The organism is Kangiella marina (genome assembly GCF_039541235.1).
Lineage (GTDB): Bacteria > Pseudomonadota > Gammaproteobacteria > Enterobacterales > Kangiellaceae > Kangiella > Kangiella marina.
Window position 1 is genome coordinate 115,295 of record NZ_BAABFV010000001.1, and the last position, 18,358, is coordinate 133,652.

General features: G+C 43.6%; 17 protein-coding genes. 12 read left to right on the plus strand and 5 right to left on the minus strand.

The window, feature by feature from the left end; translation table 11 throughout:
• Window positions 1-5 precede the first annotated feature (5 nt).
• Window positions 6-722 carry a lipoprotein-releasing ABC transporter ATP-binding protein LolD gene (gene lolD, locus ABD943_RS00550; RefSeq protein ID WP_345291250.1) on the plus strand — a complete coding sequence of 239 codons (717 nt, stop codon included), beginning with the start codon at window positions 6-8 and terminating at the stop codon, window positions 720-722.
• A 7-nt stretch (window positions 723-729) separates the two neighbouring features.
• Here lolD and ABD943_RS00555 read toward each other — a convergent pair whose 3' ends face one another.
• Window positions 730-1,344 (minus strand): DUF2062 domain-containing protein, encoded by a 615-nt coding sequence (locus tag ABD943_RS00555; RefSeq protein WP_425559449.1) that lies wholly within the window; start codon window positions 1,342-1,344, stop codon window positions 730-732.
• Between the two features lie 75 nt (window positions 1,345-1,419).
• Between ABD943_RS00555 and ABD943_RS00560 the strand changes: the two genes are divergently transcribed.
• From ABD943_RS00560 to ABD943_RS00610, 11 genes are all read left to right on the plus strand, one after another.
• Window positions 1,420-3,747, plus strand: a complete 2,328-nt coding sequence (locus tag ABD943_RS00560) for a DNA internalization-related competence protein ComEC/Rec2 (protein ID WP_345291251.1) — start codon at window positions 1,420-1,422, stop codon at window positions 3,745-3,747.
• 174 nt (window positions 3,748-3,921) lie between these two features.
• Window positions 3,922-4,617, plus strand: a complete 696-nt coding sequence (locus tag ABD943_RS00565) for a MotA/TolQ/ExbB proton channel family protein (RefSeq protein WP_345291252.1) — start codon at window positions 3,922-3,924, stop codon at window positions 4,615-4,617.
• Between the two features lie 13 nt (window positions 4,618-4,630).
• Complete coding sequence (locus tag ABD943_RS00570; RefSeq protein WP_345291253.1) at window positions 4,631-5,050, plus strand: ExbD/TolR family protein; 420 nt, start codon at window positions 4,631-4,633, stop codon at window positions 5,048-5,050.
• 15 nt (window positions 5,051-5,065) lie between these two features.
• A complete protein-coding gene (gene msbA, locus ABD943_RS00575) occupies window positions 5,066-6,826 on the plus strand; it encodes a lipid A export permease/ATP-binding protein MsbA (protein ID WP_345291254.1) in 1,761 nt (586 codons plus the stop codon).
• A gap of 5 nt (window positions 6,827-6,831) precedes the next feature.
• Window positions 6,832-7,797, plus strand: coding sequence for a tetraacyldisaccharide 4'-kinase (lpxK, locus tag ABD943_RS00580; RefSeq protein WP_345291255.1), 966 nt, complete (start codon window positions 6,832-6,834; stop codon window positions 7,795-7,797).
• 12 nt (window positions 7,798-7,809) lie between these two features.
• Complete coding sequence (locus ABD943_RS00585; RefSeq protein ID WP_345291256.1) at window positions 7,810-7,989, plus strand: Trm112 family protein; 180 nt, start codon at window positions 7,810-7,812, stop codon at window positions 7,987-7,989.
• On the plus strand, window positions 7,989-8,768 hold the full coding sequence (gene kdsB, locus ABD943_RS00590) for a 3-deoxy-manno-octulosonate cytidylyltransferase (RefSeq protein WP_345291257.1): 780 nt from the start codon (window positions 7,989-7,991) through the stop codon (window positions 8,766-8,768). The genes ABD943_RS00585 and kdsB overlap by 1 nt, the downstream gene beginning before the upstream one ends.
• A 16-nt stretch (window positions 8,769-8,784) precedes the next feature.
• Window positions 8,785-9,276, plus strand: coding sequence for a low molecular weight protein-tyrosine-phosphatase (locus ABD943_RS00595; RefSeq protein ID WP_345291258.1), 492 nt, complete (start codon window positions 8,785-8,787; stop codon window positions 9,274-9,276).
• On the plus strand, window positions 9,263-9,817 hold the full coding sequence (locus ABD943_RS00600; protein WP_345291259.1) for a DUF924 family protein: 555 nt from the start codon (window positions 9,263-9,265) through the stop codon (window positions 9,815-9,817). The genes ABD943_RS00595 and ABD943_RS00600 overlap by 14 nt, the downstream gene beginning before the upstream one ends.
• A gap of 112 nt (window positions 9,818-9,929) precedes the next feature.
• The gene (argS, locus tag ABD943_RS00605; RefSeq protein WP_345291260.1) at window positions 9,930-11,696 is read left to right on the plus strand and encodes an arginine--tRNA ligase; all 1,767 of its coding nucleotides are present in this window, start codon (window positions 9,930-9,932) and stop codon (window positions 11,694-11,696) included.
• Between the two features lie 103 nt (window positions 11,697-11,799).
• Complete coding sequence (locus tag ABD943_RS00610) at window positions 11,800-13,233, plus strand: NAD-dependent succinate-semialdehyde dehydrogenase (protein WP_345291261.1); 1,434 nt, start codon at window positions 11,800-11,802, stop codon at window positions 13,231-13,233.
• 70 nt (window positions 13,234-13,303) lie between these two features.
• On the opposite strand, the gene ABD943_RS00615 is transcribed toward ABD943_RS00610, so the two are convergent.
• The 4 genes from ABD943_RS00615 to ABD943_RS00630 form a co-directional block, all read right to left on the minus strand.
• Window positions 13,304-14,914: a BCCT family transporter gene (locus ABD943_RS00615; protein ID WP_345291262.1), complete on the minus strand. Its 1,611-nt coding sequence runs from the start codon at window positions 14,912-14,914 to the stop codon at window positions 13,304-13,306.
• 11 nt (window positions 14,915-14,925) lie between these two features.
• Window positions 14,926-16,029 (minus strand): hypothetical protein, encoded by a 1,104-nt coding sequence (locus ABD943_RS00620; RefSeq protein ID WP_345291263.1) that lies wholly within the window; start codon window positions 16,027-16,029, stop codon window positions 14,926-14,928.
• Window positions 16,030-16,178: 149 nt separating this feature from the next.
• Window positions 16,179-17,912, minus strand: a complete 1,734-nt coding sequence (locus tag ABD943_RS00625; protein ID WP_345291264.1) for an EAL domain-containing response regulator — start codon at window positions 17,910-17,912, stop codon at window positions 16,179-16,181.
• A gap of 14 nt (window positions 17,913-17,926) precedes the next feature.
• A complete protein-coding gene (locus ABD943_RS00630; RefSeq protein WP_345291265.1) occupies window positions 17,927-18,352 on the minus strand; it encodes a response regulator in 426 nt (141 codons plus the stop codon).
• Window positions 18,353-18,358 lie beyond the last annotated feature (6 nt).

Consider the following 18,358-nt stretch of genomic DNA (forward strand, 5'->3'; position numbering starts at 1 on the left):
CTGCTATGAGTGATTCTGTTATGAATGATTCTGCTGAGAATAGTCCAATTATTCAGATTGATTCGTTAAACCGTACTTATAACGATGGCGCTAATAAGGTTCAAGTGTTAACGGATTTAAATTTAGAGGTAGAGAAGGGTGAGCAGTTGGCCATCGTCGGCTCTTCGGGGTCTGGTAAAAGCACTTTACTGCATTTGATCGGTGGTCTTGATAAACCGACCTCAGGTACTGTCTACTTGAACGGAACCAATATCCATTCGCTTTCAGCTAAAGCCCAAGGCGAGTTCCGAAACCGTCATATTGGTTTTGTGTATCAATTTCATCATCTGCTGCCTGAGTTTGAAGCTCAGGACAATGTTGCGATGCCACTCATTATTCGCGGTATGAAGCGAACAGAAGCTCACCAGATTGCTAATGATTTAATCGATCGAGTCGGACTCGGTAAGCGAAGAACTCATAAGCCCGCGGAGTTATCTGGCGGTGAGCGTCAACGTATTGCGTTTGCCCGCGCTCTCGTTACTCAGCCAGACTGCGTATTAGCCGATGAACCGACGGGGAACTTGGATCACGGTACCGCCAATCAGGTTTACGAATTAATGTGCGAGCTTAATCGTGAAATGGGTACCACCTTTATTACCGTGACCCATGACTTAGAACTTGCGGGGAAAATGCAGCGTCAGCTACATTTAGAAGATGGTACTTTAAAGCCGTTGAACCTTTAAAAGATAGTTACTTTTTATCTGAAGACTCAGGCTTGTCCTGAGTTTTTTCGTTTTTAGAAGCTTCTTCTTCACTGTCACTGTCTAAGTGCAACTTATGTAAAAGCTTCTCTTTCCAGCGTTGTTGTCGCGCTTTCCAAGCCATGACTACATGATAGCGCCAGGACAAACTAATGGTGTAATAGCCAATAATCGCTGCAACGGAACCACAAATAAGACAGCCTAATAAGAATGGCTGCCAGATATGGATCAGTTCATTGCCTAACCACTCAAAACTCAACTCAAATTCGAACTCGCTCGGTGGCCAAGATAGCACCCATGTTCCAACCAAGTACGCAAAATAGAACATTGGCGGAATTGTCAGCGGGTTAGTGATCCAGCAAAGCAATACTGAAAGGGGGAGGTTCACGCGAAGCAAGATTGCGGCGCCAGCAGCTAGTACCATTTGAAAGGGGATGGGCATAAAACACATGAATAAGCCCACCGCAAAGGCACCAGAAGCACTGTAGCGGTTAAGGTGCCACAGTCCAGGATCATGAATCAATTTACCAAATATCTTTAAAAAGCGATTATCAGTAACTTTCTTCGGATCAGGTGTAATTTTTCTTAGTAACTTGCGCGGCATAGAGTATCACGGTTACACTTGCGTTAGTTTATAGTACAACACTTATATTAAAGCTTGGATAAGGATTATCCTAGAATGTTCAAATGGATTTTGGGTCTTTTGCTAGGCGCTTGCATTCTTCTGGCGCAACCCAACACACTGTCAACGCTCAGCACTGTTATCTTTCTTACAGTAGCTGCTGCTATTTTGTTCATACCCAAAAAGTATCGTAAACACTCATTACTTTCTGCTTGTGTTGTTTTCGTTAGCGGACTGATGTTTGGACTAGGCTGGTCATCGACTCACGCATCATGGCGTTTATCACAGCAAACTCCATCGCCGCATAATGAAAGCGTGCACATTATAGAAGCAGAGGTCAATTCATTACCAGCTATTTATCCCGAATATTGCCAGTTTAGCGTTGATATCATCAGTAGCAAAACCTTAGAGCTTGTCGATAAAGAACTTCGTCTCAAAGATTATTCAAAAGAGTGTCTTTATGAGCTGGGTGATAAATGGTCAATGACGATTAAGCTCAAACCGATTTATGGCCCAGTCAACGAGGTTGGCTTTGATTACGAATATTATGCATTTGAGCAGGGCTTTGACGGAAAAGGGTACGTTAAGTCGTCGGTCAAAATTCAGTCGGGCACAAGCATCGGTATTAACGCTTTACGCCAACATATTTATAAAGAGCTTGCTCGGTTTAACAATTCAGGACTATTTCAAGCATTATTGATTGGTGAAAAATCGGGCATTTCACGCCACGATAAAGAGCTATTACGTCAGTTAGGGCTCAGTCATCTGAACGCTATTTCAGGGCTTCATATCGCCATAATCGCTGGAGCAAGCTTTTGGCTTTTCTTCAAATTTCTCGCTTTTTCAAACCGCATTATGAACCGAAGTCGGGTAGAGCCTTTGAGGCCAGCCTTGATCATCAGCGCCATGACGGCTTTACTGTATGCGGCGTTAGCTGACTTTTCTTTGCCGACAGTCAGAGCGACTATTATGTGGTGCTGTGTCGTCCTTGCTTTGCTGAGTCAGCGCCAAGGAGCTTTCTTAAGCGGTCTACAATGGGCGTTACTGGTGATTCTATTATTTGATCCATTGAGTGTTTTATCAGCAAGCTTTTGGATGAGCTTCATAGCGGTTTGTGTGATCAGTTTCATGGTGAGTGGGAGAGTGGCGCGAAGCCAAGGGTTAGGCTCAAAGTTAGCTAGTCTGACGAAAATCCAGATCGGTATTTCAACGACACTACTGCTACCCAGCGTGTACTTTTTTCAGCAAGCAACTTTACTGGGGCTTTTTGTCAATATTTTAGTGATTCCGATTTTCAGCCTACTCATACTGCCGGCTATTATCCTGTCTGTGATAGCGTATATGCTGCTGTCAATAAGCTTTCCGATGGAGTGGCTCGACAAAGTCATCTCTTCGTTATTGGGCTGGGGTAAAGATTTAGCGTCTATACTCGATAACATGATCATGGCTTTCTCACTTCCAGCATGGCTAGTGATAGGGGTATTCGCGCTCACACTGCTCTGTCTTTTGCCGCTCGGACGACTCATTTATGGTTTTGCCGCCTTAGGAGTCATAATAGTCTGTTGGCATGCAGTAGTGCCTCCCCATAAAACCCATGAGCCAAAACTTGTAGTATTTGATGTGGGCCATGGTCTAGCGGCATTGCTGACTGATGGAAAACATCATATTTTATACGATACAGGCTATGGCGCAGCCCACAACTCAGCCTTCAACAGCTATATTCAACCTTACTTGTTGAGGAACAATATCAAGCAGCTTGATGCCCTTATTTTGAGCCACAAAGATAACGATCACTCAGGCGGCACCCAGCATATTCTTGAGCAATTCAAGGTACAACAATTGGTCGCAGGACGCTGGGCCCTGGGTAAGTTTCATCAGAGAGAGGTTGAGCTTTGCCAGGCCGGTTACCTAAAAACAATCGGGGCTTTTCAGTTAGAGGTTATACACCCAAACGTATCTAGCACGGGAGATAATAATGACTCATGTGTTTTAAAGGTGAAGGCGAGGCAGGCTGAGCAGGATTTTTCTATTTTAATGACCGGGGATATTGAAAAAGATACTGAGCTCGATTTAGCTGAGCATCAGACCGATAAATTGCGCGCCAATTTACTTCTGGTGCCACACCATGGCAGCAATAGCTCTTCGACTTATCCGTTTATCAAAATGGTGCTACCTGAGACTGCTATTTACTCAACGGAACGCTACAGTCGTTACCATTTACCCAACCAAAATGTTGTCAGGCGGTACCACACTTTTGACGTTAAACAGCTGCATACGGGGTGCACGGGGCAAATTACCTATTTTCTCACACAAGATAAGGCGGATTGGTCCCGAAATGATGCAAAGATCTGGCGTAAGAAGCCCTGTGAAATGACTGAATTATAAGCGTTTTAGGCAAAAGCGGTGGACTTGTTCACAGTTGATGCCAATCAACACTTGCTCTTATTTTGTAGCTACTGCACAATATTTTGATAAATGAATAATAAATGATTAATATTTATACAGTTTTTGCGTTGCCAGCATCGCAAACAATAATTACGCATTGAGGTAATGGGGACCATGGTTATATCTTTCGCAGTCACATCTTCAGCTGTTATCGCAACTGCTGTCACTTCAACGGGCACGCTGTTTGATTTATTCAAAGCCGGTGGCTGGACAATGATCCCAATTGCTATTTGCTCTTTGATCGCAATGGCTATTATGGTTGAGCGGATCTGGGCATTGAAGCGTGAACGTATTTTACCTAAACACTTAGTCGCTCAGGTGTGGACTTGGATCAAAAACGGCCAGTTCGATAAAAGTAAAATGCGTGATTTAAAAAACAGCTCTGAACTGGGCGAAGTATTAACTGCGGGGCTTTTGAATCACCAGTATGGCCGCGAGTCGATGAAGGCGAGTATCAATGAGGCCGGTAGAGCAGTGGTTGTTCGGTTAGAGCGTTACTTGAACACCCTAGGGTCTATTGCCTTGGTCGCCCCATTATTAGGACTTTTAGGGACCGTTATTGGCATGATTAAAGTCTTTACTGTCATGCGTGTTGAGGGTGTTGGTAATGCCGATGCGTTAGCTGGCGGTATTTCAGAAGCACTTATTACAACCGCCGCTGGTATGGCTGTGGCTATTCCAACCTTAGTTTTGCATCGTCACTTTATTCGTCGCGTTGAAGAGTTAGTGACGGATATGGAGCAAGAAGCATTAAAAATGGTGGATGTTTTACACGGTGAACGTGAAATCTTCACTTCGAACCAAGACTAATTAGAGATTAGCTATGTGGTTAAAGAAGAAAAAAGAAGATGTCCAAATTAATCTAACGCCATTGATTGATGTGGTTTTCTTGTTGCTGATCTTTTTCATGGTGTCGACCAGTTTTAAAAAAGAAACCAAAGTCAGTTTAACCTTACCGGAAGCGAATGGGGAAACTCTTGATGCGCCAGCGCAGTCTATCGAGGTTACGGTGACTAAATCGGGCGATATTTTTGTTAACGGTAACGGTTTAGTTAATCGCAACATTGAGACCATTAAAACTGCGATAAAACAATCGTCCACAGACAATCAAACACCTGTTATAATCAGCGCAGATGCGGCTGCTCCTTATCAAGCCGTGATAACGGTAATGGATGCTGCTGGGCAGGCTGGTTTTAATAACTTGACCTTGCCGACTCAGAAACCTGCCACTGATGATAACTAGCGTTTGAAGTAATTCATGTCGGAAAAAAACTCAGAAAAGAATTCAGAAAAAAACTCGGTCATTTATAAGCGATTACTGGGCTATACCAAGCGATATAAATGGGTGTTTCTTGTTGGCGTTCTAGCCAACGTTTTTTTTGCGCTAATTGAAGCGACCTTCGTAAATGCTATTCAGTATCTTATCGATGATGGTTTGAAAGAGCGTGATCGTTACTTCCTGTTAGTGCAAACCCCGTTATTCATTATTGGCGCGATTTTCTTGCGCGGAATTTGCAACTTTGTGTCGACTTACTGCATGGGGTGGGTGGGTCGAAAAGTTGTGCAAGATTTGCGTGAAAGCCTTTACCAGAAGTATATTCGCCAACCCGCTAAGTTTTTCTCAGAGCGCGCTCCAGGTAACTTGTTGTCGACCATGACCTTTAACACTGAGCAGGTCGCTGTAGCTAGTTCAGACGCGATTACTTTAGCGCTGAGAACCGGCGGAACCATTCTTTTTGTTTTAATTTACCTGACCTTGATAAGCTGGCGCCTTACTGCGTTTTTATTCTTTGTCGTGCCGATTATTGGCTGGATTATTCATGTAAGTGCTAAGCGTTTAAAGCGTGTCAGTAGTAATATTCAGAATGTGGTAGGGGATGTCACTAAAACCGCAGAAGAAACGATTAAAGGCAATCAAGTCATTAAGATTTTCGGCGGCGCCAAGCGTGAGATCAAAAACTTCAACAACAAAGCGAACCGTAACCGCCAACAAGAAATGAAGCTTATTGCGACCAAAGGTATTGCTTCACCAGTGATACAAATCGTAGCTGGTGTAGGCTTCGCAGCCATTATGTATTTTGGTAGCTTGGAGCTGCTTGATAATCGCATGACTGGTGGGGAACTGGTGACGTTTATTACCATGATGGGCGTTATTTTAAAGCCAATGCGCGATATTAGTAACGTTAATACTCATCTACAGCGGGGTATTGCGGGCGCGCAAAGCGTGTTTGAAATTTTAGATTTAGACGACGAGCCAGACACTGGGACAAAAGTTATCAAGCGAGCAGAAGGTAAGGTGAGTTTTGACAAGGTCACCTTTGCCTACGAGGCGGATAAAGCCATTCTTCGAGAGATCAGCTTCACCGCAGAGCCTGGGCAATCAATTGCCCTAGTCGGTCGCTCTGGCAGCGGTAAAAGCACTATCGCTAGCTTGATACAGAGACTATACAATCCAGACTCTGGCTCTATTACAGTCGATGATATGGCGATTGAGTCTTTCACGCTTTCGTCGCTACGAGAGCAAATAGCCACCGTCTCTCAAAATGTGGTGCTATTTAATAACACCATCCGTCATAACATAGCTTACGGCCGTCTAGAAGATGCAACTGATGAAGAAATCATCAAGGCAGCAAAGGATGCATATGCTTGGGAGTTTATTGAGCAGCTGCCCCAGCAGTTGGATACCCAAGTTGGTGATAATGGTTTATTACTTTCAGGTGGGCAGCGTCAACGAATTGCAATTGCTCGTGCGATGCTTAAGGATGCCCCCATACTGATCCTTGATGAGGCAACGTCAGCTCTGGATACTGAGTCGGAGCGCCATATCCAAAAAGCTCTGGAAGCATTAATGGTCGGTAGAACGACTATCGTGGTAGCGCACCGTCTTTCAACCATTGAAAATGCGGATAAAATTCTGGTGGTTAAAGATGGCCGCATTATTGAGTCAGGTTCGCATCACGAGTTAATGAATCAAAATGGCGAATATACCCGCCTACAACAAATGCAGTTTAGCGAGTAATTGTTGTGGCAATCTCTAAAAGCCAACAATTCTTCGAGAGCTTATGGTATCGCCCAGCACCTTGGTGGCTTTGGCTCTTCTTACCGTTACAGTTATTGTTACGTTTGGTTGTTTTTACGCGCCGACTTTTCTACAAGCTTGGGGTTTTCCGTTCCGTCAAACTGTCTAAGCCTGTCGTCGTTATTGGTAATATCAGTGTCGGCGGCACTGGCAAAACCCCTTTAGCAATCTACCTACTGCAATGGCTTATGGAGCAAGGTTATAAGCCAGGGCTTGTCACACGAGGTTACGGTGGCACTGCTGAAAATTATCCGTTAGTCATGGACGACGATACCCCACCTGAAATTTCTGGTGATGAGCCTTACCTGATCTATCATAGGACAAAGGCTCGACTGGTGGTTGATCCCGTTCGCAGCCGTGGAGGCCAGACGCTGATTGACCTAGGCTGTGATATTGTCATTTGTGATGATGGTTTACAGCACTACGCACTGAAACGTGATATGGAAGTGGCGCTGATTGATCAGTCAAGAGAGCTTGGCAATGGTTGGTTGATGCCGATGGGGCCGCTAAGAGAGCCGCCAACACGCTTGGAGCAAGTCCAGATGACACTGGTCAATGGAACTGATATGACGCTAGAGCCACAGACCATAAAAGGAGTTGGCCACACTCAGCCTCTAACCAGCAAGTTTGTTAATGGGGTTGCCGCGATTGGTAATCCACAGCGCTTTTTTGATACGCTAATACAGCAGGGTTTTGAGGTTCTTCCCCATAGTTTCCCCGATCATCACCAGTATCAGGGGGCAGATTTTACTGACATAGAAGGGCCTGTCGTGATGACCGAAAAAGATGCGGTAAAGTGTCATCATTTCAGTGAAGATAGAATGTATTATCTGCCTGTCGAGACTCGCCTAACGCCAGAAGCAGAAGCGGCTTTACAGCGTCAGATACTCAATTTATTGCAATACAATTGATTAGAGACAATCATGGACCATAAGTTAATTGATGTTTTAGTTTGCCCCTTGTGTAAAGGTGAGCTGATGTACCAAAAAGAAGCTAAAGAGCTAATTTGCCGTTTTGATAAGTTGGCTTACCCGATTCGTGATGACATTCCAGTGATGCTGGAGGAGCAAGCACGCAAAGTTTCTGCTGAGGAACTGGGTTAATGGCAAGCACTGGCAAAAACCGTTTTGTCGTGGTCATCCCTGCGCGTTTCGCATCGTCACGACTGCCGGGAAAACCACTGGCTACGATTGGCGATAAGCCGATGATACAACACGTATACGAGCGTGCCTTATTGTCAGGTGCCGATAAAGTGATAATCGCCACGGATGACGAGCGTATTAAGCTGGCGGCTGAGGGCTTTGGTGGCGACGTTTGCATGACGCGAGATGACCATGTCTCTGGCAGCGACCGACTCGCTGAAGTTTGTCAGACCTTGGGCTTTGCTGAAGAAGACATTGTGGTGAACGTTCAAGGCGATGAACCTTTTATCTCTCCAGAAAACATCAGTCAAGTGGCCCAAAATCTTTCTCAACATTCTGACTGCGTGATGTCGACCTTGAGCACGCCCATTGTTGAAGATAAAGAGGTTTTCAACTCCAACGTGGTCAAAGTCGTGGCATCTTCCGAGGGCAAGGCGTTATATTTTTCGAGGGCACCAATACCTTGGCAGCGTGGTAGCTTCGAACAGCAGCAAGTTGACGTTCGTCAGTTTTGTCAGCGTCATATTGGTATCTACGCTTATCGAGCCGGCTTTTTAGCCACATATGTCAGCATGCCTCCGGCAGACATTGAGAAGCTAGAATCTTTAGAGCAGCTTCGTGTTATTGCTAACGGCTACCAAATTCATGTAGAAACCGCGCAAGAGGTTCCTGGCTTGGGGGTTGATACCGAGGAGGATTTGGACGCTGCAAACCTCTATTTTAGACAGCACCAACTTTGAGAATGGGGAGTAGGGCATGAGTCAGTTTTCAGTCTTATTTGTTTGTTTAGGCAATATCTGTCGATCTCCAACCGCAGAAGGTGTTTTTCAGCACAAAGTTAATGCCGCTGGTTTAACTGATAAAATTCGCGTGGACTCTGCTGGAACGAGTGCCTTTCATGTCGGTGAATCACCTGATCACCGTTCGCAGCAAGAAGCAAAGAAGAAAGGCTATGATTTATCTTACATCCGCTCACGAAAGGCTGAGGCAAAAGACTTTGTTGATTTTGACCTTGTCATTGCAATGGATCTTGAGAATTATCATAACTTATCGCTTTTAAAAACAAGTGGTTACGATGATAAATTAAAGCTATTTATTCGTGATTATGCGCCGGAGTTTGATATCGAGGAAGTGCCCGATCCTTATTATGGCGGTGCGGATGGGTTTTCCAAGGTGCTGAATATGATTGAGGTGGCGAGCGATAACTTGTTAGAAGAACTCAAGGAGCAATTTAATGCAGCCAGCTGACATTCTGAGCTTCTGGTTCCAAGAATTACAACCCAAAGATTGGTGGGTCAAAAGCTATGATTTAGACAATAGAATCGCTGGTCGCTTTGGAGAGTGTCATTTAGCGGCCTCTTTAGGAGAGCTTGAAAGCTGGCGCCGACAAGGAAGAGAGTACTCTGCATCAGGATTACTTGCTGAAATTATCGTCCTCGATCAATTTTCCCGTAATATCTTTCGCGATAGCCCAAAAGCGTTTGCACAAGATGCTCAAGCACTGACCTTGTCACAACTTGCGGTATCTTTAGGCCTAGACTCTACATTAACCGACTCGGAAAAACAGTTCCTTTACATGCCTTATATGCACAGTGAATCGCGCGTGATACACCAGCATGCCGTGCCACTGTTTAAAGCGCTTGGCGATGACAAAGGTTACAGTTTTGAGCTTAAACACAAAGAAATTATAGACCGGTTTGGCCGTTACCCTCACCGTAATTCGATCCTTGGTCGGCAATCAACTGATGAGGAGTTAGAATTTTTGCAACAACCAGGCTCGTCTTTCTGATAAGAAACCAATATAAGCGTTTAGTAACATAGCAATTCGGGCGGAGTTTTTAGTATAATGCCTGCTTATTCGACCTAATCCCTATCTTTTCATTAACCTAAGAATTATTAGCATGTTAACCACCATTGAACACGATTTAAGCCAATTATTTGGTCAAGCCTTCGAAGCAAACGACTTATCATTCGATTTTGGATCAACAGTTCGCTGTACACGACCAGAATTAGGCGATTTTCAATGCAATGGTGCTATGGCTGCGGCGAAACAGGGTGCCGGAAATCCTTTTGTAACTGCGGAAAAGGTTGTCGCAAGTTTAGCAAGCAATGATGTTATCAAAAAAGTGGATATTGTCCGTCCTGGCTTTATTAACATCTTTGTCGATGAAAATTACTTAGCCAATAAGCTAACAGTGTTCGCTGCTGACAAGACCTTCGGGGCGTCAGAAGACTTATCCAATACCAAGGTCATGATTGATTTTGGTGGCCCAAACGTCGCTAAATCAATGCATGTTGGACATCTTCGAACAGCGATCATTGGGGATTCGTTGCAGCGAATTTTCCGCTTTAAAGGTTACACAGTGGTATCCGATGCACACTTAGGTGACTGGGGCACCCAGATGGGCATGTTGATTGAAGGCTTAAAGAAGCGCCAGCCAGATCTCCCGTATTTTGATAAAGATTTTAAAGGCCCTTATCCTGAAGAGTCGCCAGTCACTATTCAAGACTTAGAAACCATCTATCCAGAAGAGTCAGGACTCTGTAAATCAGACGATGAGGCGGCTGAAAAGGCTCGCCAAGCGACCCTCGAACTACAGAATGGGCGAGAAGGTTATAGAGCCTTGTGGCAACATTTCGTATCGGTTTCGATTGCGACTCTTAAACGTGATTATGGTGAACTGGGTGTCTCTTTTGACTTATGGAAGGGGGAGAGCGACGCTGATCCTTTCATCCCGGTGATCTTGAAGGAGTTGGAAGAAAAGAATATTTCCATTAAGGATCAAGGCGCATTGATTGTTCCTTTTGTGGATGATGCCGGCGAGAAAATCATGCCTCCGCTTATTTTACGCAAATCCGACGGGGCTGTGATGTACGGAACTACGGATCTTGCGACATTGTATGAGCGCGTCTATGAAGATCAGGCCGATATCGTGCTCTATGTTGTTGATGGTCGTCAACAGCAACACTTTAAGCAAGTATTCGCGGCGGCAGATCTCATGAGCATGGATCGCAAAACGGTTTATGAGCACACCTATTTTGGAACCGTTAACGGCAAGGATGGCAAGCCATTCAAGACGCGTACCGGTGGCGTTATGAAGCTCCACGATCTGATCCAGATGGCGAAAGAAGAAGCTCGAAAGAAGCTTGCGGAATCTAACTTCGGGGTTGATTTTGAGGATGCTGAAAAAGAAGAAATAGCACACAAAGTTGCTATTTCGACGCTTAAATTTGCTGACTTGAGAAACTTCAGAATTAAAGACTATATTTTTGACTTAGAAAAATTTAGTGAATTTGAAGGGAAAACGGGCCCTTACTTATTAATGCAAGTAGCTCGAATTAAGTCGATTTTGCGTAAGGCAACGGAAGTTGACGCCGCGCCTGGAGCGCTACAAGCAACCACTGATAACGAGCGTGCGCTAACCTTCAAGTTGCTTGAGTTCAACGCGGCAATGAATAAAACCATTGAAAAACGTGCACCTCACTTCTTATGCGAACACCTCTACAATCTTGCCCAAGACTTCAGCTCTTTCTATCAGAAGCAGCACATTCTTAAGGAAGCTGATGAAGAAAAGCGTGCGAGTCTATTGCAGCTATCTTCAATTTGTTTGAGCCAGTTAGAAGTCGGTTTAGAGTTGCTCGGAATTGAAACTTTAGAAAGAATGTAAGGTAAAAATATACAAATATTACAAACAGTTCTTTTGAAATACTAATGATGTTCGTTAAGATGGCTCTATTATAGAGCCATTTTTTTGGTGTAGAGAAAAGATTATGAATAAAGAACTATTGAAAGAGCAGGCTTATATCAACGGAGAATGGATTTCAGCCACTAACACATTTGATGTGGATAATCCTTTCGATAATGGTGTTATTGCATCAGTAACTGACTGCACAGCAGAGCACGCAGACAATGCGATAGAAGCCGCAAGTGAAGCTTTTAAAAGTTGGTCAAAGACAACAGCAAAGCAGCGTTCTTCGTTGTTGTTAGCTTGGCATCAATTGATCATCGATAACACTGATGAGCTTGCTGAACTATTGACCATAGAGCAGGGCAAGCCACTGTCAGAAGCTAAAAATGAAATTCTTTATGGTGCTTCTTACATCAAGTGGTTTGCCGAAGAAGCACTGAGAATCAATGGTGACTTATTACCATCCCCCGACGGCGAGAAACAGATTCAAATTCATAAGCTTCCGGTTGGTGTCGTTGGTATTATTACCCCCTGGAACTTCCCGCAGGCTATGATAGCTCGTAAGGTTGCTCCTGCACTGGCTGCAGGCTGTACCGTTGTGATAAAACCAGCTTCCGAAACACCTCTCTCAGCATTGGCAATGGCTGAGCTGGCAGATCGTGCTGGCATTCCTGCTGGCGTAATCAATATTGTTCCAAGCACATCATCAAGTGACATCGGTAAAGCACTGACCTCGAACCCTAAAGTTAGAAAGATTTCGTTTACAGGCTCGACCGCGGTCGGAAAGAAGTTAATAGAACAGTCAGCTGAAAACGTACAGAAAGTCACAATGGAGCTTGGTGGTAATGCACCGTTCATCGTTTTTGATGACGCAGATATTGAAGCGGCCACCGAAGGACTAATGGCCAGCAAGTTCAGAAACTCGGGACAAACTTGTGTTTGTGCGAATAGAGTGTTTGTACATGAAACTCTTTATGACGAGTTCATTAAAGTTCTTGGTAAAAAAGTTTCAGCACTTACTTTAGGTAATGGATTAAGTGCCAGTGTTCAAATCACGGCACTGATTAACCAGAAGGGCATCGATAAAGTCTTACGCTTGATCAAACAGGCCACGGATTCTGGTGTAGAAGTTTTGGTGGGTGGAAGCCTAAGCAAAGAGTATCAAAATATTATCGAACCGACTGTCTTGTCAAAAGTCAGTAAAGATATGGAGATTTCTTGTGAGGAAATTTTTGGCCCGGTCGTTGCGCTGATTCCATTTAGTCAGGATGACGAAGTCATAGCTGCCGCCAATGATACCAGCGCTGGTCTCGCGTCTTACGCGTATACCGAAAACAGACACCGTATAAACCGTCTCATTCATGAGCTTGAATACGGTATGGTTGGCATTAACACAGGCAAGTTGTCCAACGAAATGGCACCGTTTGGTGGCGTGAAAGAATCAGGAATGGGAAGGGAAGGCTCGAAGTACGGTATTAGTGACTATTTAGACATTAAGTACGCTTGTATTGATTAGTATCAGCTTACACAGAAAAAGAAAAAAGCCCCAAGTGCGGGGCTTTTTTTTGATTGAGTCACAGTGAAAGTCATTGCTTATAGTTCAACTTATAAGCGGCTCTTAACCCCATAAACAAGCTGACACACATCAGTAATAAGACAATAGTGAAGGGTAGTCCTACGGTAATGGCTGCGGCTTGGAGCGCGCCTAAGGCTTCTTTACCGCCTCCAAAAAGTAGCACCGCGGCAATAACACCTTCCATCGTTGCCCAGAAAACACGTTGTGTGACTGGGGCATCTAACTTGCCACCGGCAGTAATACTGTCGATAACCAACGATCCTGAGTCTGATGATGTGATAAAGAAAATCAGCACTAAAATGATCGCAATGGTTGATGTGATGGTGGTTAGCGGCAAGTTTTCTAGCATTTGAAACAGTGCTAATGAGCTATCGCCAATGCCGTCTGCTAGTTTACCAACATCATTTTTTACTTGTTCAATACCAGAGCGGCCAAACACAGTCATCCAAACAGCGGTCAAAAGAGTAGGAATGATTAATACTGCTGAAATAAACTGCCTTACGGTTCTGCCTTTAGATACACGCGCAATAAACATGCCTACGAATGGTGACCATGAAATCCACCACGCCCAGTAGAAAATTGTCCAGCCCTTATAAAACCCTTGGTCCTCGCGCCCAATCCAGTTACTTAGTGGGATAACATTTTCGGCATAACTGATTAACGTATTGCCGACACCATTTAGAAGCATAACCGTTGAGCCGGCAACAAAAACGAATATCATTAGTAGGGCTGCCAGTGACATGTTGATATTACTGAGTAGTTTAACACCGCCATCAAGCCCACGAACTACAGAAAATATGGCAATAACGGTGACACCGAAAATAATAGCAAGCTGAGTAGTTATGGTGTTTGGGATATCTTCATACAGAAAATGCAGCCCACCAGCGGCTTGACTAGCTCCGAAACCAAGCGATGTCGCTAAACCAAAGATAGTCGCCAGTACGGCAACAGTATCAATAACATTACCGGTCGCACCCCATACGCGATCACCAAAAATAGGGTAAAAAGTTGAGCGAATTGTTAGTGGGAGATTGCAGTTATAAGCAAAGAAAGCCAGCGATAAACCGACTACGGCATATATGCCCCAAGGGTGTAACCCCCAATGGAACATTGTTGCCCCCATGGCTGTTTCTTCTGAGTTCGGAGCTCCCGGAGGGACATTAAATGGCGTTGCACTGTCGCTGGTAAAGTAGCCAACGGGCTCCGCAACAGAGAAAAACATTAAGCCGATACCCATGCCGGCAGCGAAAAGCATTGCAAACCATGATATTAATGAGAACTCAGGTTTAGCTTGTTTCCCACCAATTCTGACTTTTCCAAAAGGCGATAGGAGTAAAAATAAGCAGAACAATACGAAAATATTACCGCTAATCATAAATAACCAGTCAAAATTACCGATTGACCAGTTTTTTGCAGCTTCGTAATAATCGCTCGATTTTTCAGGAAAGAGTAGGGTAAGTATGACGAAAATTACCACAAAAAAAGCCGATGCAAAGAAAACCGGGTTGTGTAAGTCCATGCCAAGAACTTCAACATTGTTCTCCCCGACCTCATGATCAGCGTCGTATTTTTTATGCAATGGATTTGGTGACGAATCGTGCTCTTTTAAAGAGTCACTCATGAAATCCCCCCTTAGAAGTAATAACCAATATTAATGTTTAAGCGTGAATGCCACTTTTCAGGGCCATTGTAGATACCTATACCAGGGCCTCCAGCAAACCACATGTTCTTACCGGCAATCCAGTCTACATAAGTATAAAGACCGTCTTTAATCAGTGTACAACCAGTAACATTTTGTATTGAATCTGTTAGTCCCGGTTTATTCTTGGTTGCTGTGTAGGTGTAGTCGTTATAACAGACCACCTTATCGAGAAATTCGTTGTTGATGGTGAACGTTTTGGCAAGGTTAAAGCTGGTTACATTAGCCTCTGCAGCTATTTCAAAAGGGAAGTCGAACGCCGACATCGCAATACGATTATTAGCGGTTTGAAGCTCAGGAGCAGCTTCAAAGTCATAGTAAATGTGTTGTAACTGCAGGTTCCAGCTATCAAAGTGGCCATCAAAATGTACTGCGGCTGCTATGTGATCACCTTTATTTCCCGTGGTTCGATTGCGAAACTTTCCTGCTTGAAGCGATGCACCAATGGTATGTTCCCCCCATTGATACTGAGCACGGAAATTACCATGACCGTCTTCTTTATTATCGCTACCGTCAATGCTAGCTACATCAAACGAATAGCGTCCGTACCGGGCCGAGTCATCATACTCACTGTTGAAAAAATAGGCTGTATCAAAGGTCCAATCTCCCGACGTTTTAGTCCATTTCGCTCCAGTGTCATAGTCATCCTCGAACCCTAAGTAATATGTTCCCCCAAACCAAAAGCCATGAGAAGAATAGGGACTAATGCCAAAAGGAACTTGTGACACACCAACCGCTAGTCGATTAGACTCGTCAAAATTGTAACCAACTTCAGCATGATGCACTGCATTGAAAGTTTGATAAAATCGAAACTGAGAATCAACGAACCATTTACCTTTGGTAATATCGACATCGACAGCAAAGAGTTCAAAGTCAAATGAGCCATCGCTATCATCATCATAATCTTTCCAGCCGTAATTGAGGCGAACAGCGCCGCCAAGTTTCACCTCTGTCTCATCGCTAAACGCATGAGCAGAACTTGGGGTCAGAAATACACTTAGAAGTGTAGCCGTGAGTACAGAAGTTTTAGTGAACATAAATCCTCGCGCGTACTTTAACAGTTATTTAACTATACTGGTAAGAGCGGAAAATTGATACCTTTGGCAAACATATATGCGCATAACTTATATTATGTTAAATTAAGTATTGAGTAATAACTCTATAAGTTAGCCTGCTTAATCATGAGCTAATTTTGCAGCTGAGAATCACTCGCTTCGATCATGTAGTCGTTATGTAAGAATTTGGTTTGGAAATCATTTGGATGCATCGGTTTTCCAATGAAATAACCTTGTATCATGTCAACTTCCATATTGACGCAAGTATCGAAGTCGAGTTTTGATTCTACCCCTTCAGCGACAACCTTAGTCTCGATCGTCTTTAATAAAGTAATGAGACCGTTAAGCAGTTTAGAGATTTCATTAGTACTGGTGGAACTAGGCATCAGCGACCTATCGATTTTAACAGTATCAATCGGGAAACTATGGAGGTGTGAAATTGATGAAAAACCTGTTCCAAAATCATCTAAAGAAATACGACAGCCTAACTCACTTAAACTATGAATGACTTCTGAGGTAGCCTTGCGCTGAGTTAACAATGCTGTTTCAGTTAGTTCTAGTTCTAATAAACCTGGTTCTACTTTAAACTCGATCAGGCAGTCTTTTATCAGTTGTACTAATTGGTTACTTAGCTGAATTGGTGAAATATTAATGCCCATTAAAAGTGGTTTTTCTCTATCTTGATTCCAAATAGATAGCTGTTGAATTGCTGATCTGACTGCCCAGTTTCCAATTTGTACAATGAGTCTGGATTTTTCAGCTATTGGAATAAAGACGTTAGGCCCTAACGGCTGCCCATCTATTTTTAACCTGATAAGCGCTTCGGCACCGATGACTGCACCATCAACCGAAGAAATAATGGGTTGGTAATCCATGTAAAAGGAGTTGTCTTTAAGCGCTTCTTTTAACTGATTCTCAATAGTGAACTCTGACAAAAACTCTTCTTGCATCTGCCGTTTAAAGCAACTGTATTGATTTCTTCCTAGCTCCTTTGAGCGGAAAAGTGCTATATCAGCAAATTTCAGCAGTTCCTTTTCATTCTTGGCATCATCTGGGTACAGGGCTATTCCAATGCTCGCAGAAATATCAAGATTGAGGTTTCCTACCTCGAAAGGCTCTTGCATACTTCCTAATAATCGCTCGGCTACCCTCTTCGCAGCCTCTGGTGACTCAATCCCTTTTAGCGTTATCGCCAACTCATCCCCGCCTAGTCGTGAAAAAAGCTCGTTGTTTCGTAAAGTCCTCGCCAAACGCTTCACAACTTCTATCAGTAACTGGTCACCCGTGTCATGTCCGTGATTATCATTAACAAATTTAAAATGATCCAAGTCTATTAGCAATAAGCCAAGTTTCTTGTTCATGGTTTCATGTTGTTTTATTTCGTTACGTAATACTTCATCAAAATAATAACGATTCGTCAGTCCCGTCAAGTTATCATGTTCTGCTAGCTCTTTCGCTTTTTGAAAGCTATGTCGTAAGTTTTCTTCTAATTTTGTTCTAGCTTGAGCATTGAGGATAGCTCGTTGCAATCTAAATGCATTGATTTCTGTTTTTATTAAGAAGTCTTGTGCCCCTGCTTTTATGCACTCTAAAGCGATATCGTTGTCGGTAGATGCACTGACCATAATCACTGCAGTGCTTTCTTTAAGACTTTCACTTTTGAGTAGTTGCAATAGTTCCAGACCAGTGGAGGAAGATAGGTTGTAATCCAACAGAATCACATCAAATGAGATCAGTTTAATCAGCATGCTGGCTTCAGATGCACCTTGCACTTCAGAAATGTCCGTTTCAAAATTTGCCCCTTTGATAGCTCGAATCATGGACTCTCTATCAATGGCATCATCATCAATGATTAGTATTTTCATTTTGTCACACTCACTCACCCTTCAGGAAGATGGACAATTTTCCAGTAATTGTCCAGAACGCCAACTATGTCTAAAAACTGCTCTCCAGCTTGTCCTTTAACAAAGTACCCAGCTATGTTTTTCTTGTATGTTTCAACAATGTCCCGTTGCGATTGTGACGTCGTCAGCACAAAAACCACGGTGTCTGAAAGTTTTTCATCACTCCGTAAGGCACCGAGGAACTCGACCCCATCCATACGAGGCATCTGTAAGTCCAGTAAAACTACGTATGGCTTTTTGACAACTCCGTCTTGTAGCATCGCCAGCCCTTCTAGCCCATCTTTAGCTCTAACAATCGGGTTAGCAATTTTCTGTTTCAAAAAGCTGCGCTCAATAGTCATAGCATCGATATCATCATCTTCTATTAGTAGTAGCGTAATATCGTGAGAGTTTTTAGGCATTTTTTA

What these genes read in the sequence shown, in the direction of transcription:
- ABD943_RS00565 (WP_345291252.1), top strand. Translation starts at nt 3,922, where the DNA reads ATGGTTATATCTTTCGCAGTCACATCTTCAGCTGTTATCGCAACTGCT.
- ABD943_RS00595 (WP_345291258.1), top strand. Translation starts at nt 8,785, where the DNA reads ATGAGTCAGTTTTCAGTCTTATTTGTTTGTTTAGGCAATATCTGTCGA.
- ABD943_RS00585 (WP_345291256.1), top strand. Translation starts at nt 7,810, where the DNA reads ATGGACCATAAGTTAATTGATGTTTTAGTTTGCCCCTTGTGTAAAGGT.
- ABD943_RS00600 (WP_345291259.1), top strand. Translation starts at nt 9,263, where the DNA reads ATGCAGCCAGCTGACATTCTGAGCTTCTGGTTCCAAGAATTACAACCC.
- kdsB (WP_345291257.1), top strand. Translation starts at nt 7,989, where the DNA reads ATGGCAAGCACTGGCAAAAACCGTTTTGTCGTGGTCATCCCTGCGCGT.
- ABD943_RS00620 (WP_345291263.1), bottom strand. Translation starts at nt 16,029, where the DNA reads ATGTTCACTAAAACTTCTGTACTCACGGCTACACTTCTAAGTGTATTT.
- ABD943_RS00625 (WP_345291264.1), bottom strand. Translation starts at nt 17,912, where the DNA reads ATGAAAATACTAATCATTGATGATGATGCCATTGATAGAGAGTCCATG.
- lolD (WP_345291250.1), top strand. Translation starts at nt 6, where the DNA reads ATGAGTGATTCTGTTATGAATGATTCTGCTGAGAATAGTCCAATTATT.
- ABD943_RS00560 (WP_345291251.1), top strand. Translation starts at nt 1,420, where the DNA reads ATGTTCAAATGGATTTTGGGTCTTTTGCTAGGCGCTTGCATTCTTCTG.
- ABD943_RS00610 (WP_345291261.1), top strand. Translation starts at nt 11,800, where the DNA reads ATGAATAAAGAACTATTGAAAGAGCAGGCTTATATCAACGGAGAATGG.
- argS (WP_345291260.1), top strand. Translation starts at nt 9,930, where the DNA reads ATGTTAACCACCATTGAACACGATTTAAGCCAATTATTTGGTCAAGCC.
- ABD943_RS00630 (WP_345291265.1), bottom strand. Translation starts at nt 18,352, where the DNA reads ATGCCTAAAAACTCTCACGATATTACGCTACTACTAATAGAAGATGAT.
- ABD943_RS00555 (WP_425559449.1), bottom strand. Translation starts at nt 1,344, where the DNA reads ATGCCGCGCAAGTTACTAAGAAAAATTACACCTGATCCGAAGAAAGTT.
- msbA (WP_345291254.1), top strand. Translation starts at nt 5,066, where the DNA reads ATGTCGGAAAAAAACTCAGAAAAGAATTCAGAAAAAAACTCGGTCATT.
- ABD943_RS00615 (WP_345291262.1), bottom strand. Translation starts at nt 14,914, where the DNA reads ATGAGTGACTCTTTAAAAGAGCACGATTCGTCACCAAATCCATTGCAT.
- ABD943_RS00570 (WP_345291253.1), top strand. Translation starts at nt 4,631, where the DNA reads ATGTGGTTAAAGAAGAAAAAAGAAGATGTCCAAATTAATCTAACGCCA.